The 16,458-nt window shown below is 66.9% G+C and carries 13 protein-coding genes; 7 read left to right on the top strand and 6 right to left on the bottom strand.

Translation table 11 applies throughout. The annotated features are described in order from the left end of the window. Positions 1-24 precede the first annotated feature (24 nt). On the top strand, positions 25-630 hold the full coding sequence (locus ACFVUS_RS23885) for a DNA-binding response regulator (RefSeq protein WP_387770402.1): 606 nt from the start codon (positions 25-27) through the stop codon (positions 628-630). Here the strand turns inward: ACFVUS_RS23885 and ACFVUS_RS23880 are convergent. Then, positions 599-2,422 carry a sensor histidine kinase gene (locus tag ACFVUS_RS23880; protein ID WP_387770399.1) on the bottom strand — a complete coding sequence of 608 codons (1,824 nt, stop codon included), beginning with the start codon at positions 2,420-2,422 and terminating at the stop codon, positions 599-601. The two genes, ACFVUS_RS23885 and ACFVUS_RS23880, sit on opposite strands and share 32 nt — an antisense overlap. A gap of 109 nt (positions 2,423-2,531) precedes the next feature. Between ACFVUS_RS23880 and ACFVUS_RS23875 the strand changes: the two genes are divergently transcribed. After that, the gene (locus ACFVUS_RS23875) at positions 2,532-3,659 is read left to right on the top strand and encodes an epoxide hydrolase family protein (protein ID WP_387770396.1); all 1,128 of its coding nucleotides are present in this window, start codon (positions 2,532-2,534) and stop codon (positions 3,657-3,659) included. 19 nt (positions 3,660-3,678) lie between these two features. Here ACFVUS_RS23875 and ACFVUS_RS23870 read toward each other — a convergent pair whose 3' ends face one another. Beyond that, positions 3,679-4,308, bottom strand: coding sequence for a TetR/AcrR family transcriptional regulator (locus tag ACFVUS_RS23870; RefSeq protein ID WP_387770393.1), 630 nt, complete (start codon positions 4,306-4,308; stop codon positions 3,679-3,681). Between the two features lie 173 nt (positions 4,309-4,481). On the opposite strand from ACFVUS_RS23870, the gene ACFVUS_RS23865 reads away from it, so the two are divergent. Genes ACFVUS_RS23865 through ACFVUS_RS23855 form a run of 3 tightly spaced genes read left to right on the top strand, consistent with a single transcriptional unit; the run spans position 4,482 to position 5,855 of the window. Beyond that, positions 4,482-5,030, top strand: a complete 549-nt coding sequence (locus ACFVUS_RS23865) for a DUF308 domain-containing protein (protein WP_387770390.1) — start codon at positions 4,482-4,484, stop codon at positions 5,028-5,030. 13 nt (positions 5,031-5,043) lie between these two features. Beyond that, positions 5,044-5,682 carry an SDR family NAD(P)-dependent oxidoreductase gene (locus tag ACFVUS_RS23860; RefSeq protein ID WP_387770387.1) on the top strand — a complete coding sequence of 213 codons (639 nt, stop codon included), beginning with the start codon at positions 5,044-5,046 and terminating at the stop codon, positions 5,680-5,682. Beyond that, on the top strand, positions 5,679-5,855 hold the full coding sequence (locus ACFVUS_RS23855) for a hypothetical protein (RefSeq protein ID WP_387770384.1): 177 nt from the start codon (positions 5,679-5,681) through the stop codon (positions 5,853-5,855). Before ACFVUS_RS23860 ends, ACFVUS_RS23855 begins: the two co-directional genes overlap by 4 nt. 42 nt (positions 5,856-5,897) lie before the next feature. Here the strand turns inward: ACFVUS_RS23855 and ACFVUS_RS23850 are convergent, their stop codons facing one another. Further along, on the bottom strand, positions 5,898-6,350 hold the full coding sequence (locus ACFVUS_RS23850; RefSeq protein ID WP_387770381.1) for a VOC family protein: 453 nt from the start codon (positions 6,348-6,350) through the stop codon (positions 5,898-5,900). Positions 6,351-6,678: 328 nt separating this feature from the next. On the opposite strand from ACFVUS_RS23850, the gene ACFVUS_RS23845 reads away from it, so the two are divergent. Further along, on the top strand, positions 6,679-12,756 hold the full coding sequence (locus ACFVUS_RS23845; protein WP_387770378.1) for an amino acid adenylation domain-containing protein: 6,078 nt from the start codon (positions 6,679-6,681) through the stop codon (positions 12,754-12,756). Positions 12,757-12,800: 44 nt separating this feature from the next. On the opposite strand, the gene ACFVUS_RS23840 is transcribed toward ACFVUS_RS23845, so the two are convergent. Together ACFVUS_RS23840 and ACFVUS_RS23835 are read right to left on the bottom strand one after the other, a co-directional pair. Beyond that, on the bottom strand, positions 12,801-13,550 hold the full coding sequence (locus tag ACFVUS_RS23840) for a hypothetical protein (protein ID WP_387770375.1): 750 nt from the start codon (positions 13,548-13,550) through the stop codon (positions 12,801-12,803). Between the two features lie 4 nt (positions 13,551-13,554). Continuing rightward, positions 13,555-14,964 carry a PQQ-binding-like beta-propeller repeat protein gene (locus ACFVUS_RS23835; protein ID WP_387770372.1) on the bottom strand — a complete coding sequence of 470 codons (1,410 nt, stop codon included), beginning with the start codon at positions 14,962-14,964 and terminating at the stop codon, positions 13,555-13,557. Positions 14,965-15,116: 152 nt separating this feature from the next. Between ACFVUS_RS23835 and ACFVUS_RS23830 the strand changes: the two genes are divergently transcribed. After that, positions 15,117-16,259: an alpha/beta hydrolase family protein gene (locus ACFVUS_RS23830; protein WP_387770369.1), complete on the top strand. Its 1,143-nt coding sequence runs from the start codon at positions 15,117-15,119 to the stop codon at positions 16,257-16,259. Here the strand turns inward: ACFVUS_RS23830 and ACFVUS_RS23825 are convergent. Further along, complete coding sequence (locus tag ACFVUS_RS23825) at positions 16,256-16,450, bottom strand: hypothetical protein (protein ID WP_387770366.1); 195 nt, start codon at positions 16,448-16,450, stop codon at positions 16,256-16,258. The two genes, ACFVUS_RS23830 and ACFVUS_RS23825, sit on opposite strands and share 4 nt — an antisense overlap. Positions 16,451-16,458 lie beyond the last annotated feature (8 nt).

Here is a 16,458-nt window from a genome sequence, read left to right as displayed (position 1 = left end):
AACACGGTCGGGAATGATGCAACGGTGATTCGTGTATTGGTCGCCGAGGACATGCGCATCCTGCGGGAGGCGCTGATCGGTTTGCTGTCCCTCGAGCCGGACATCGAGGTGGTGGCCGGGGTGGACACCGGAGACGCGGTTGTCCCCGCGGTGCTGGCCCACCGGCCCGACGTGGCGGTACTCGATATCGAATTGCCCGGGATCGACGGGTTGGAAGCGGCGGCGCTGCTGCGCGATCGGGTGCCCTCGTGCCGGGTGCTCATCCTCACCGGTGTCGGCAGGCCCGGCAATCTGCGCCGGGGTATCGCCGCGCAGGTGGCCGGATTCATGCTGAAAGATGCCCGCCCGCAGGAACTCATCGACGCGATCCGCACGGTCGCGGGCGGCGGCCGCGTGCTGGATCCGCAGCTCGCCTACGCGACGCTCGATGTGGCCGACAGCCCGTTGACCGAACGCGAGACCGATGTGCTGCGCGAACTGGCCACCGGCGCATCACCGCGTGAGGTCGCGGCCACCCTGCACCTGGGCTATGGGACGGTACGCAACTATCTGGCCGCCGCGGTGACCAAACTCGATGCTCGCAATCGGGTGGACGCGATCAAACTCGCGACAGCAGCGGGCTGGCTGTGACCTGTCCGGTCGCCGACTCCACCGCGTGCGGAAGTGTGGCGGTGAGGGTGAACCGGCCCGAATCTCGTTCAGTCGCAAGGACTCCGCCGGAATCGGTGAGCCGGGAAGACATATTCGACAGGCCGGTGCCCTGACGTCCTGACCCTTCGTTGCCCGGTGACACGCGATTATTCGTGACAACCAGCCGCATCGAACCCGCATCGGCGCGCACCTGAATCGACGCCCGATCCGCTTCGGAGTGACGCACGATATTGGTCACCGCCTCCCGCAGAACGATGGCCAGGACCCGACTGTCCGACGCGGCAGGGGCCACGTCCACATCGACCTCGATCCCCGTCGCCTCCAGAACTGAACGGGCGGTGGCGATCTCCGCGGCCAAGGACAGCTCGGCGGGTCCCCTGGTGATCGAGCGGACTTCCTGTAGCGCCTGGTCGGCCAGCTGTCCCAGCTCGCGCAACGCCTCGGTGGGATCCTCGGATCGGCGCGCCGCCAGTTCGGCTTTGAGGGTGATCGCCGACAGGGTCTGCCCGAGCAGATCGTGGACATCGCGGGCCATGCGAAGCCGTTCGGCGACCACGGCCATCCGCAGCGCCCGCGCCCGGGTCCGATACAGCTCCCGATTCACTTCGGGGATGCGGCACAGCACATACACGTACACGGCCGCCACCACCGAGGTCACACTCCAATAGATGCGCCACCCGAAATGAATACCGTGCCACTGGAACGTCCACGCGGCCACCAGCGTGCAGGCCACGATCAACGCCCACGCCCAAGCTGTCCGGATTCGAACCACCACCGCACCGAACATCAGGAAGAACGGTGCGATCGTCGACGCCGCGGGCCACGACGGAAGCACCAGCGCGAGCACCACGACCACCGCGTGCAGCGCGAGCGTCCAGCGCCAGGCCCGGGGTTCGGCATCGGATTCCCGGGGTGCGCCGTGATGCAGCTGGAGCGCGCCCGAGACGATCATCAGTGCGGTGATCAGCGCGAAACCGCGCCAATCGACATGGAGCTGGGTGAGATTGGCCAAGGGCATCGCACTGCAATTGAGCAGCAGGAACAGCAGAAACCACCAGGCGAACCGAGCCTGCGAGGGCTGCTGCGCGGTGTCGGCGGGCGCGGGCATCACGGCGCGCTGCGCGTCCGCGACCGATCGAACGGTACCGAGCGCCGATCTGCTCGACTCGGCGATTCGAATCAGATCCGCGCGGCCGGGTGCCCGCCGGATCTCCCGAATGATCGCACCGAGCTCCGCGCCGAGGGTCTGATGCAACCGTGCCGCCGTGTCCAACTGTTCGGTGGTCACGGCCATGGCGGCCACGCGCTCGCGTTCACGAGCCGTGCGCTCCAATTGCCGGACCAGATAGACCGCGGCGAAGAAGGTGAAACCCACATTGAGATCGACGACGGTGGTGGTGACCGCGGAAAACGCACTGTCCAGCAATAGATTCCACGTGATATCGGCGATCAGCACCGCACCGAACAACGGCCAGGCCAGACGCGGCCGCAGCGTGAGCACGATGCCCGCCCCGAGCAGACCCGCGACCGGACCCCACGCCGTGCCGAGCCACGGATAGGGCGCGAACACCAATACCGCCTGCACACCCAGCAACAGCCTGGGATGCCAGCGGCCGATGCTGATCAGACCTTGCAGCACGATGATCACCACCAGGACAGCGGACCCGATGAGGGTGAATCGTGATGCCCCGCTGATCAGTTCGCCGATCCGGGCCACCAGCTGCCCGGCGAGCATGACCGCGACAAGTATCCATCCGGGCTGTCGGCCCACCGCTCGCCTCCAGAACCAGCCGTAACCATCGCGCAGGAATGTGCATTTTGCACCCGCATTGCTGCACCGGACACTGCCGCCGAGCACCTGCCCGGCGAACACTACTCATATGACCGAAATTCAGCCATTCAAGATTGACATCCCCCAGTCCGACCTCGATGACCTGCGTGATCGCCTGCACCGCACCCGGTGGACCGGCGAGGTTCCCGGCCAGGAATGGAATCGCGGGGTACCGCTGGACTACCTCCAGCAGCTCGCCCGCTACTGGGCGGACGAGTACGACTGGCGCGCGCAGGAGGCCGCACTCAACGAGCTGCCCCAGTTCACCACCGAAATCGAGGGCGAGACTCTGCATTTCGCGCATGTGCGCTCGGATAACCCGAATGCGGTACCGCTGTTGCTGTTGCATGACTGGCCCGCCTCGTTCATGATCTTCCGCGAGGTCGTCGCACCGCTGTCCCGGGATTTTCACCTTGTCATCCCCAATATTCCGGGCATCGCGTTCTCCGGTCCGTTGACCAGCACCGGCTGGCACGCGGGCAAGATCGCCGGTGCGTTCATCGAACTCATGTCGCGCCTGGGATATTCGCGCTACGGCGTGCAGGGACAGGGCGGCGGCGCGTGGGACGCGGTGGAGATGGGTCGCCAGGCCCCGGAAAGCGTTGTCGGCGTGCATGTCAACGGTCACGTCACCTTTCCGCTCGGGCAGGATGGTGAAATGGACGGCCTCACCGAGGACGAGATGCGCCGCCTGGGCAAGCTCCAGCATTTCCGCGACGACATGATGGGCTTCGCCATCCAGCAGTCCACCCGCCCGCAGACCCTGGCCTACGGTCTGCACGACTCCCCGGTCGGACAGCTCGCGTGGATCGTGGAGAAGTTCCGCGAATGGACCGATCCCGCAAGCGAACTGCCCGAGGACGCGGTGGGCCGGGACAACCTGCTGACCAATGTCAGTCTGTACTGGTTCACCGGCACCGCCGGATCCTCGGCCGGGCTGTACTACGAGAACGGGCACAACCCGGACGCGTGGACGCCCCGGCCGACCGGCACCGTGCCGACGGGTGTCGCCCTGGCCCCCACCGATATCACCATTCGCCGCTTCGCCGAACGCGATGCGCCGGTGACGCATTGGACCGAGCTCGAGCGCGGCGGCAACTTCCTGCCGATGGAGCAGCCGGAGCTGTTCGTCGCGGATGTGCGCGCGTTCTTCCGCGGTCTCGGCGCGAACGAATGAGGTCGGCGCGGTTCGGCTGTCAGATTTGCTGATCGCTCGAATCCGGCGCGGTGGCCAGGGCGAGGATGCCGTGAATGAGGTTGTCCAGGCTGCGGCGGGCTTGCTCGTCGTCGCCGAGGACCAGGTATTGCAGCAGGATTCCGTCGATGCCCGATACCGCGAGATGGGCCAGGTCGCGCACCGGTGTGCGGGGTGTCTCGCCGGCGCGGTCGCAGGCGTCGCGGATGAGGGTTTCGGTGGCGTCGAGGTAGTACTCGTACAGGGCGCGGCCGAGGTGGGCGGCCTGGGGGGTGCGCATGGCGTACAGGGTCAGTTCGTATTGCACGCGTTGGGTTCCCGGGTCGCTCTGGATCCCCTGCCAGTAGGTGCGGGCCAGGTGGTAGAGCGCGTCGGACAGTCCGATGGGGGCGTCGTCGGCCTGCGGGGTGCTGGCTTCGAGGGCCTGTTTGCCCTCTGCCAGCAGCGCTTCCAGTACTGCCGCCAGCACTTCGTCCTTGCCCGCGAACACGTAGTGCAGGGTCGCCAGCGATAACCCCGCTTCCCCGGCGATCGCGCGGGTGGTGGTTCCGGCGACGCCGTCGCGGGCGATGACCGCGCTTGCCGCTTCGACGATCTGCGCGCGGCGGACCGCGGCGGGCACGTGGGCCATACCGTCCTTTCCAGGATTGGATCGATCGACTTGATCAGTCGATCGACTTGACTATATCAGCTGGTCCCGGCCATTCCGACGGCGTGAGAGGGAGATTCACTCAACTTGGTCATTTGACTTAGTCGATCGATTGACTTGATACTGGTGCGGTACCGAGACGACAGGAGGAAGCAATGACCGGATCGCGCCGCATGATCCGCGCCTTCGTTGTCGAAGGTATGGCGGCACTCGGGCTCGGACTGCTCGCGGCGCTGTCGACCGATGACACCGTGATCACCGCTCTGGTGATCACCGCGGCCTACCTTTTGGTCGATGGCATCGCCGCTCTGCTGGCCGGGCTGGGCGCCGACCACGGCGCTCTGCGCGAGGAGTCGTGGACGGTATCGACGACGTTCGGGATCCGGATATTCGGCATCGGTGTCGGGCTGAACGCGCTACTGCGGCCGAACACCACGGTGTGGACCTCGCTGGAATGGATGGGCTGCTGGCTCATCATTCGCGGCGCGGTCGACATCATCGCCGCGGTATCGCCCTACCCCACCCGCGGGCTGTGGTTCCTCACCCATGTCCCGGTTCGCACCCGGCGCGTCCGGCGCGCCGATCGGCTCGACGCGAATATCGGTGCCCGCGTACGCAATCGGTTCGTACCGCCCAGATCGGCAGCCTCCGCACCCCGGGCCGCCGCTATCAAGCACGTATCTGACGAAGCAACCATCGAGTGAATGGAAGACGGTCATGAATACTCGTGTACAGCAGAATGATTCGACTCGGGTCCAGCTGCCCGCCGCCACCGCCGCGTACTGGGCGGACCGCCACGTGGTCATCACCGGCGGCAGCAGCGGAATCGGCCTCGCCGTAACCGAATTGGCGCTCGGCGCGGGCGCCCGGGTCAGCGTGCTGGCCCTGGACGACCCCGCCATGACCGCGCTCGCCGCCCGCACCGGCGAGTACGACGGCAGGCTCGCGACGTTCACCGCGAATGTCACCTCACCCGACCAGATCCGCGCCGCGCTCAACGGTGCCCGCTCTCAGCACGGACCCATCGGCGCGGTCATCGCCTGCGCCGGAATCGCCAAACCCGGTTATTTCACCGAACTCTCGGAATCCGATTTCCGAAACCACATGGAAGTCAATTACTTCGGCACCCTCACCCCCATCCGCGAAGCCCTACCCGACATGCTCACCGCCGACCGAGCCAGCATCACCGCCATCTCTTCGTCCGCGCCGCCGCCGAAGCCCTACGCCAAGAACTCAAGCCCACGGGCGTCACCGTCACCGTCGTCTATCCCCCGGACGTCGACACCCCCCAGTTGGCCGCCGAAGCCGCAACCAAACCCCGAGAACTCTCTGCCCTCTCCGCCGGCACCCCCATGACCGCCGACGCCGTAGCCCGCGCCCTCCTCATCGGCGCAGCCGCAGGCAAACCCACCGTCCTCCCCAACCTCGCCACCCGCATCCTGCGCCGAATCACCACCACCGCACCGGAACTCACCGCCCGCTACGTCGACTGGATGATCGCCCGCATACAACGCGGCCCCCGCCGATAGCGGGTCCGGTCACCCGGCCCCGCCATCGCTGGTTGGTTCGGGTCAGTAGCTTGCGGCCACGTCGAGGATCCAGGTGACGCCGAAGCGGTCGGTCAGCATGCCGAATGCCGGGGCCCACTGGGCGGGGCCGAAGTCTTCGATGATCTTGGCGTTGTCGGACAGTTTGGCCCACAGGGCCGAGACCTCGTCGACGGTCTCGCCGCGCAGGGAGACGAAGAACGGCGAGTTCGTGAGGGTGGTGCCGTTTTCGCGGCGCGTCCACGCGGGCTCCGGGGCATCGGTCTGGCCGGGTACGTCATAGGCCATGATGGCGAACCCGTTCTCGGCGACGACCTGGCCGAAGACCACATTGTCCGCACCGGGCACGTCCTTGGGCATGCCGAAGTCCGCGTAACTCGCCACGGTGAGCTGACCACCGAATACCTGCTGGTAGAAGCTCAGCGCGGCACGCGCCTCACCGGCGAAGTTGAGATGGGTGACAGCGGCGACGGTCATGGGCTCTCCTTGATCGATGTCTTCCGGAGGATTTCCGGATGCATCCGATCTTGACGGCAGTAGAGGTCAGGAATTGACCTCTACTCCGGTCCGATTCATAACGTTCCGAGCAACCTTCCGTCGCGATCGCAGAGCCGGAGTCGGTCGGCGACGGTCAGGTCAACTGTCCATTTCTCTGCTGTGGCAAGGGTATCGGGGTAGTCGTAGCATCATCCCAGCATTCGACCCGAACGGCAGGACACCTATGCGCGACGGCAGCCATGTTCCCTCTTCACGCTCGACTCGACGTCGGCGCGACAGCGGGACCGGTGGCCGGAGTCTAGCGGCGTTGCTGGCGGCGGCGGTGGAGCGCAATCCCGACGGGGTCGCGGTTGTCGCCGATGGGGTGCGGGTCAGTTATCGCGAGTTGGATGCGCGTACAAATCGGTTGGCGCGCATGCTGTCTCAGCTCGGGGTCGGGCCGGAGGATCGAGTGGCGATCGCGTTGCCGCGGTCGATCGCGTCGGTGGCGGCCGTGTGGGCGATCGCCAAGACGGGGGCCGCGTTCGTGCCACTGGATCCGGCGTATCCGCGGGCGCGGATCGAGTATCAGCTCCGGGACAGCGGGAGCGTGGTCGGGGTGACTGATCGTGATCATCAGGGTGAGCTGCCCGAGGATGTGCTCTGGCTGGCATTGGACGATCCGAAGGTGCTGGCCGAATTGGCCGAGGAATCGCCGAATCCGATCTCCTATCTCGATCGAACCGCGCTGGTCCGCAATTCGAATATCGCGTACCTGATCTACACGTCGGGATCGACGGGGCAGCCCAAGGGGGTCGCCGTAACGCACGGTGGTTTGGCCGCGCTGTGCGCTGATCTCCAGACGACTCTGGCGACCACCGCCGAGTCCCGATGCCTGCACTTCGCCTCGCCGAGCTTCGATGCGTCGGTGCTGGAGCTACTGCTCGCGATCGGGGCGGGCGCGACGATGGTCATCGCGCCGCCCGCGATCATCGGTGGCGGCGAGTTGGCGGAATTCCTGCACCGGCACAAGGTTTCCCATGCCTTCCTGACGCCTTCGGTGCTGGCCACCGTACAACCGGCCGGGCTCGAGGGGCTCGGCACGATCGTGGTGGGAGGGGAGGCGTCTCCCCCGGCGTTGATCAGCAGATGGGCGACCGGCGGGCGGCGCGTGCACAACGCGTACGGCCCCACCGAGACCACCGTCGCGGCCAGTCTCAGCGGTCCCCTGTCGGCCGAGGGCCCCGTGTCGATCGGCGGACCGGTGCAAGGGGCGACACATCGAATCCTCGATGCACGGCTGCGTGCTGTCGCCATCGGATCGGTGGGCGAGTTGTATGTCGCCGGACCCGGAGTAGCGCGCGGATACCCGGGACTACCCGGGCTGACCGCGGCGCGCTACGTGGCGGATCCGCAGGGCGGGCCGGGGACGCGGATGTATCGCACCGGAGATCTGGTGCGCCGCAATGGCGGAGATGAGCTCGAGTATGTCGGACGGGTCGATCATCAGGTCAATGTGCGTGGTCTGCGCATCGAGCTCGGGGAAATCGACAGTGCGCTCTCCGATTCGGCGGGGGTCGCGAGCGCGGTGACCGTGGACCGCGAAACCCCCACCGGAGACACCGAATTGGTGTCCTTCGTGCTGGCCGATCCCGATGCGCACCCGCACAGCGCGGATCTGCTGGCGGGTCTGGCGACGCGACTACCGGGCTACATGCTGCCCAATGCCGTTGTGGTGGTGCGGGAGTTCCCGCTCACCGAATCCGGCAAGATCGACCGGAGCGCACTGCGCACCCTGACGGTGCGACAGTCGGGCCGGCGCCGCGTGACCGGTGCCGGGGAGGATTTGGTCGCCGAGGTGTTCGCGCAGGTGCTCGGTGTCGAGCGGGTCGGCGCGGACAGTGATTTCTTTGCGGCAGGCGGCAATTCGCTGCTGGTCACGCAGGCGGCCGCCCGGCTCAGCGAGATCTGGAAGGTGCGGATTCCACCGCAGCTGCTGTTCGACCATTCGATCGTCGCCACCCTGACCAAGGCCATTCGTTCGCAGCAGTTCGACACCGCGCGGCCGACGCTGTTGGCGGGATTGCGCCCGGATCGAATTCCATTGTCGCCGAACCAGCTTCGGTTCTGGCTGCGCAATCAGTTCGATACGGCCACGGCGGTGGACAATATCGGATTCGCGCTGCGGCTCACCGGCCTGGATGTGGATGCGCTGCGCGGGGCGCTGCGCGATGTGATCGCCCGGCACGAGGCGCTGCGCACCCGCTATCCGGCCGATGCCGATGGCCCGTACCAGCAGATTGTGGACGCGGACGCGGTGATGGACGGCTTCGCCGTGCACGATATCGCCGCGGACGAGCTGTCCGATCGAGTGCATCGCGTGATTCGCGAAGGCTTCGATGTCACCGCGCAGGTGCCGCTGCGCATGCGGCTGCTGCGCACGCCGACCGAGCAGGTGCTGGTCTGCGCGGTGCATCATATCTGCGCCGACGGGTCGTCGATGGCTCCGCTGGCACGGGATATGGGACTGGCGTACGCGGCGCGCTGCGGCGGCACCGCTCCGGCCTGGCGTCCTATCGCGGTGCAGTACGCCGATTACGCGCTGTGGCAGCAGACCCTGCTCGGTTCCCGTGCGGACTCGGAATCGCTGTTGGCGCAACAGCTCCGGTACTGGACCGAGGAGCTCCACGGGCTGCCCGATCAGCTGGATCTGCCGACGGACAGGCGGCGGCCCGCGATCGCGTCATTGCGCGGCGCGACGCTGGATCAACTGCTGCCCGCCACCACCCACGAGCAACTGCTGAGCTTCGCTCGGGCACGGCATGCGAGCGTATTCATGGTTATGCGCACCGCGCTCGCGGTGCTGCTCGCGCGCCTGTCCGGCACCCAGGACATCGCGATCGGCGTGCCGATGACCAATCGCGCCGAGCCCGCCCTCGAAGGCGTGGTCGGAATGTTCGTCAATACCACCGTTTCTCGCACCCGAGTGGATGCGGCGGAGAGCTTCGACGCGCTGCTGGCCCGCACCAGAGATCGCGACCTGGCCAATTTCGCGCACTCGGATGTGCCGTTCGAACATGTCGTGGACGCGGTCGACCCGGTGCGCTCGCCGGGGCGACATCCGCTGTACCAGATCGGATTCGCGTTCCAGAACTTCACACCGGCGGATCTGGAGATGACCGCGACGGATATGTCGGTCTTCGAGATCGAAGCCGATACGGTCAAGACCGATATGCATATCGGCGTGATCGACACCCGCGACGCCGAGGGCGCGCTCGGTCCCATCGCGCTGCGATTCGGTTACAGCACAGATCTTTTCGATCGTTCGACGGTTCAAGGGTTCGTGGACGCCTATACCCGGCTGCTGGAATCGATCCTGTCCGGCCCGCAGACGGCGGTCGGCGATCTCGCGATGATCGACGATGGTGATGTGCGGCGTGGCGGCGATGTGGCCGTCGCGCGCGAGCATCTCACCGCCGCGATCGCGCGCCAGGTGGCAGAGCGGCCCAACGCGGTGGCGTTGGTCGGCGCGGACGAGTCCCTCACCTTCGCCGAGCTCTACGATCGCGCCACCCGCCGCGCGCGCTGGCTGATCGCGCAGGGCATCGGTCCGGAATCCCTTGTCGCGGTGGCGATGCGCCGATCCATCGAACAGGTCGTGACGCTGTACGCGGTCGCGGAGGCGGGCGCGGCGTGGGTGCCGATCGATCCCGACCATCCCGCCGACCGCATCGGATACATCCTGGATTCCGCTGCGCCGCACTGTGTTCTGACCACAACTCGGGATGGATTCAGCCTGGGCGACCCCTGCGCCGTCGATACCGTCGACGTCACGGCATATTCCGCCGGTCCGGTCCGCGATGACGAGCGGACCACACCGCTGCGGGGCGATCACCCCGCCTATGTCATCTACACCTCCGGATCGACCGGCAAACCCAAGGGTGTGGTCGTCACCCATACCGCGATCGTCAACCAGCTCGACTGGATGCGCGTTCGCTACGACGTGCAAGCGCGGGATGTCTACCTGCACAAGACCGCCGCCACCTTCGATGTCTCGCTGTGGGGCTACTTCCTGCCGCTGGGTGCCGGTGCGCGACTGGTGCTGGCCGGACCCGATGAACATAGAGACCCGGCTGCCATCTGCCGGTTGATCGCGGATCACGGTGCGACACTGACCGATTTCGTGCCGACCATGCTCACCCTGGTGGCCCGTGCGGCGACCTCCGCGGATCTGGAGACGCTGCGCGCGGTGTTCGTCATCGGCGAAGCACTCGCGCCCGAGACCGCGCAGGCGTTCGCCGAGGTCACGGGGGCCGAACTGCACAACCTCTACGGACCCACCGAAGCCGCGGTCAGTATTACCGAACACCATGTGGCCGAGGCAGATCGGCACGCGGCGGTCATGCCGATCGGGGTGCCCGCGTGGAATTCGCAATGCGGTGTGCTCGATGCGAGACTGCATGGGCTCTTCCCCGGCGTCGCCGGTGAGCTCGTGCTGGCGGGCGATCAGCTCGCGCGCGGCTACCATCGCGCCCCGGGACTGACGGCGAGTCGATTCGTGGCCAGTCCGTTCGGGCCACCGGGATCACGGATGTACCGCAGCGGCGATCTGGCGCGGTTCCGGCCCGATGGAGTGCTGGAGTATTTGGGCCGCACCGACTTTCAGGTCAAGGTGCGCGGCCATCGCATCGAGCTGGGTGAGATCGAATCCGCGCTGCTCGATGATCCCGGCGTGGCCCAGGCCGTGGTGACCGTGCGCCGCGACGGTCAGGACGATCGGCTGATCGGCTACGTGGTGCCGCGTGCGGGCGTCACCATCGAGCCGAAGGCGCTGCGGCACAGCGTTTCCGGACTGCTGCCGGGCTATATGGTCCCGGCGACGGTGATGGTGCTCGACTCGCTGCCGGTGAACACCAGCGGCAAGGTCGACCGGGCCGCGCTGCCCGCACCGGTGTTCGCCGACGAGGTCGTGATCGCGCCGAGCACCCCGCTGGAGATGGCGATAGCGGAGGTATTCGCGGAGATTCTCGACGTTTCGAGCGTCGGCTCGGGGTCGGACTTCTTCGAACTCGGCGGCTCATCACTGCTGATATTCATACTGCACCAGCGCCTTTCGGAGCGATTGGACTGCGACGTCCCGATGTCCGCGATCCTGGCCGCACCGACTGTGGCCGGACTCGCGGCGTATGTGAGCGGCGTCCGCCAACCGCTTCCGGCGCACGCTCCGGCCACCGATGCGGTTCTCGATCCGGCCATCTCGCTCGCGGGCTGCGCGCTCGCCCGGCGGACCGTGGACGATATCCTGCTCACCGGCGCGACCGGCTTCCTCGGCGCGCATCTGCTGCACGAGTTGCTCACCCGCACCCGGGCTCGAATCTGGTGCCTGGTGCGCACGCAGGGTGACGACGACCCGCTGGATCGAATCCTGTTGGCCCTGGCACGGTTCCGACTCCCCACCGACGGCGTCACCGACCGGGTGACAGCCGTGCGCGGCGATCTGACAGCGCCGCACCTGGGCCTGGACGCCATGCAGTTCGAACTGCTCGCCGAACGAATCGACGTCATCTATCACAATGGCGCCAAGGTCAACCATGTCGATCCGTATGAGCGGCTGCGCGCGGCGAATGTCGAGGGCACGCGTGCGGTGCTCGAATTGGCCACCACCGCACGGGTGAAGGCGGTGCACTACATCTCCACCCTGGGAGCCGCGATCCCGGCGGGCGCGGTTCCCGAGGTCGTCGGCGAGAATGACCGACTGAACGTGGATCAACTCCAATCCAACGGCTACCTCACCTCGAAATGGGTTGGCGAGGAACTGATTCGGCAGGCCGGTGCGCGCGGGGTACCGGTGAGCATCCACCGGCCGGGCACCATCTGCGGCGACACCCGCACCGGCGTCAACAATCCCGATGACGCCTTCTGGAATATGGTGCGCGCCGCCGCGGTGCTCGGCGTGACGCCCGACGTGGGAGCCGCCACCGTCTCCCTGGTCCCGGTCGACTACGTCGTCCGCGCGATTGTCGCGATCGCGTCGAGTCCCCGCGCGCAGACCGTCTTCCACCAGGTCAACCACACCCCGCTCGCGGTGCGTGAGGTGCTGGAATGCCTACGCGAACAAGGCTATCTGGTCCGGGAACGGTCGATGGACTTCGTGCTGGCCGAGCTGAATCGGCAGTCGGCCACCCGCGCGGCCGGGGGCGACGACTCCCTCGCCCGCGCGGCAGTGCTGGCCGCCACCTTCGGCGATCTCGCCGGACACACTCGATGGGATGACGCTCACACCCGAGAGGCACTGCGCGAGAAGAACATCCACTGCCCGCTCATCGATCGAGCGGTGCTGAACCACTATCTCGAGCAGTTCACGGCATCGGGATTCCTACCCGCGGTCGCCGTCGGAGCGCACTGAGCAGAGTCCTCGGCCGTGCGCCCGCGGTGCACGGCCAAGGGAGCCTAGATCACCGGTTCCGCTCCCCAGCGCGCAAGTCGGCGCACATCGGCTCCGATCAGCGCCGCTTCGATCCGCGCGTGAAGCGCGGTGAATTCCGGCTCGAAGCGCACATGCACATACAAGTCCCCATCACCGGAGGTTTCCAGCACGGACACGTGACCGCCCATGGCCGGGATCAGGAACGTTCCGGTGTCCCGGCGGGACTCATCGAGCGCGCTATGCAACCCCAGTGCCGAGATCGCCTCCCGCACCCGCCCGAGTTCACCGCCCGCCCAGTTCTCATAGCAGCTCAGCCGAGTCCAGGACTCGAACCACAGCACCGCACTCGCCGCCACGAGTCGCCCGGAGGTGCAGAACCAGCGCACCGCATCGGTGTACGAGGTGCCCACGTCGATCGCGTCGGTCGCATGGCGCGGCAGGACCACGAGACCGCGTCCCGGCACCAACACCATTTGGTCACCGTTCGACGACCCGCCCACCGGCACGGCATCGGCGAAATCAGCCTGCACCAGCTCCGGATGTTCCCAGAACCAGTACTCCGCCAACAGTTCGCGCGCCCCGTCGAGGCTGTCCAGAATTCGCGCGGGCCCCCACACATCGAAGATATTGCAGATGCTGCCCTGGCCGTAGGTCGCCATGATCTCGGCGTATCCGGTGGGCAGCGCGACACCCAGGCGCTGTTCGAGCGCCGCGACGGCCGCGTGCTCGATCGGTTCGAGTTCGGTCGAGACGACGATCAGATCGAGTCCCATGCCCTCACGCACCGTATCCGGTGAAGTCCTGCGCGGTGGTGGTGACCATGCGCCCACCCAGTGCCCGCACCTGCGGGCGGATTCTGGGATCCCCGCTGGGCGGCAACGGTATCGACCACAGCGCGGTTCCGTCGACGCCGTCGATCGCCTGCACGGTGACACCGTCGGTCAGGATGAGATGGGTCGCGTCGGTGATGCCGTCGTAGCTGGTGAACCTGGTGGCGTGTTCGAACGGCGAGGGCCGCTGCCAGATTCGATGCCCGTCGGCGAGATCGAGCCCGGAAAGCACTGTGCCATCGAGTGATCGGACGATCACCGAATCCCGCACCACACCCTCGATCGCGCCCTTGCGCCCGGCCGTGTCGTACATGCCGATATCGGGGTTGGTCCACAGGATCGCACCGGTGGTGCGGTCGTAGGCGCTCTGGCCGGTCATGATCGGCAGTGGCGACGCGGTGGCGACCGGATACCACTCGAGCAGGAAACTGGCATTGTCGACCTCGGTGATGCGGTGCCCATCGCGACCGAGCAGGACGACCTTTCCCGCGGTGCCGCTGCGATCGATCACCTGCGAGGCGATCACGCCACCGTTGAAGACATAGCTGACCGGTCCGGCGAAAAGCGGCTCGCCCGTACGCAAATCGTAGAGCTGCTCATTGCCGTCGCGCCCGTATCGGAAGTAGTCCGGTGGGAAGAGGGTGGGAAGAACCGGCTGCCCGGGAGCCACCGTGGGAAATGTCTTGCGCCAGTTCGCCGCGGTATCGGAAACGGTTCCGCGCGTGAAGACGGCGGTCTGATTATCCTCCGTCCGCCCCGCCACCGTGACGACACCGTCGCGGGCATCTACCTCCTGCACCTCGAAATCGGTGGTGTGGTCGGTGCGTATCGCGCCCGTCGCGCTGTCCACGATCAGGACCCGATGGGTGCCCCAACAGCTCAGCAGGCCTTGGAAGACCTCTTCGGCGCAGGTGTCGATCGCGCCGATATCGGTTGACCAGCGCGGTTTTCCGGTATCGGGGTCGATTCCGTGCAGTCGCACCGCCGGGACCGGCCGCCCGGCCCCGGCGCCTGCGCTTTCCGGCACCCCGGTGGCCGCCACGATCGTGGTCCCGGCGTCCATCGGCGTGCCGTTCCCGTAGTAGACGTCCAGACCGTGCGGAACCGACAGCAGAACCGCGCCGGGGTCCGTGGACAGATCGGCGGCGCGCACGGTCCAGCGTGGCGCGGGTGCGGAGTCGAGTACGGGCTCGATACGAAACTTGCCGCCCACCACCGGCGTTGCCTGCTGGGACGCCTTCGGTGATCGGTCCGCCACCACGAACGCCGCTACACCCACGACGACGGCAACCACCAGCACCGCGATCCAGCTTCGACGCCTGTTCGGGCCGGTGAACCACTGTGCGGCCGTGTGCATGCGGCTGTCTCCTTCGAGGCGGCAATCCAATTCGGACACCAGTCCAAATAAGCTTCCACGCAAGGTATCAGCTGTGTCCGCGACCATCCGGCGCGCCGTGTTTCTCAGCGGTGGCGGCTTTATGAGCGGCTCGGGAACTACCGTTATGGAGCATGTTCGCACTGTCGTTGCGCAAGGCGGCCTACATTGTGGCCGCTTCCTGCTTGGCGCTCGCGGCCGGTCTCGTCAGTCCCGCGGCCACCGCCGAGGAAGCGGGGATGGGCCAACTGACCGGGCTCGGACTACTCGATTCGGCATGGTCATTCCCGGCAGCCGCGGCCGCGATCGAACTCCGGTACACGACGACGAATCAGTACGCCCGAGCAGCGCCCGCCTCGGCCGGGCTGTATCTGCCGCCCGGGTTGCCGCCCGCAGGCGGCTGGCCGCTGGTGGTCTGGGCACACGGCACGACCGGAATCGCCGACGCCTGCGCACCCTCGCGCCAGCCCCAATCCGAGCGCAACCGCACCTATTTCGACGAAATCCTCAACAACGGCTACGCCGTACTGGCACCGGACTACCAGGGGCTGGGGACCGGCGGCGGGTTCAGCTATTACAACACCCTGGTCGAGGGCAGTTCGATCCTCGACGCCGTAGCGGCCATCCGCGCGACACCCGTTCCGCTGTCCCGCGATTGGGTCGTCATCGGCCAATCCGAAGGCTCACACGCGGCCCTGAGCGCGGTCTCGCTCTACGATCCCACCGGGCGCGCAGGGGGCCTGCGGGGTGCGGTCGTCACCGGACTGCGCGCCGACCCCGGACCGAGTCTGCGCACCATGTTCCAGCGCACCTCGACCGGCTCGGCCAACCAAATCTCCTACGCCGCTTACTATCTGGCGGCAATGCAACAGCTGCATCCCGAGCGGGTGACACCGTTCCTCTCGGATTTCGGCCGAGATTTCGTGGCGCAGGCGGCTTCCACCTGTTTGGCGAACCTCACCGCCGCGGCGCAGGGGCGACGTCCGGCGGCACTGGTCGCCGACCCCGACTCCCCCACACCGACATTCGAAGCCGATATCGCCGCCCTGGCAGGCTTTCGAACCGACAGCTTCCCGGTAGACGTGTCCATCGGCTACGGCACCGCGGATATCGATGTACCGCCCACTTACACAGAGGAATTCGGTAAACACCTCCGAACGATCAACCCGGGAATCGAGGTGGCCGTCACCCAGTACCCGGGCCAGGATCACAGCGGAGCATTCCTGGCCTCACTGCCGAACTCCCTCGATTTCTTGCGCACCCATCTGACCCGCTAGCCCCGCGGGTCCGGCCGAGACTGTTCGAGCCAGCGCTCGGGCACCGACCAGTCCCAGCGCGCCACCGCGCACCGGCGATCCCGTTCGAATTCCGCGCACACCTCGGCCGGGATCGCCGACTCGGCGGCGAGGGCAACCAATCCGTGCAGACAGTACTGCCACACTGTCGATTTCAGGAGTCTGTAGAGCATGGGCGCAC

It is taken from the genome of Nocardia sp. NPDC058058 (genome assembly GCF_042885355.1).
Classification (GTDB): domain Bacteria; phylum Actinomycetota; class Actinomycetes; order Mycobacteriales; family Mycobacteriaceae; genus Nocardia.
The sequence above is the reverse complement of the archived record's forward strand: the minus strand, read 5'-3'. Positions and strand labels throughout refer to the sequence as shown.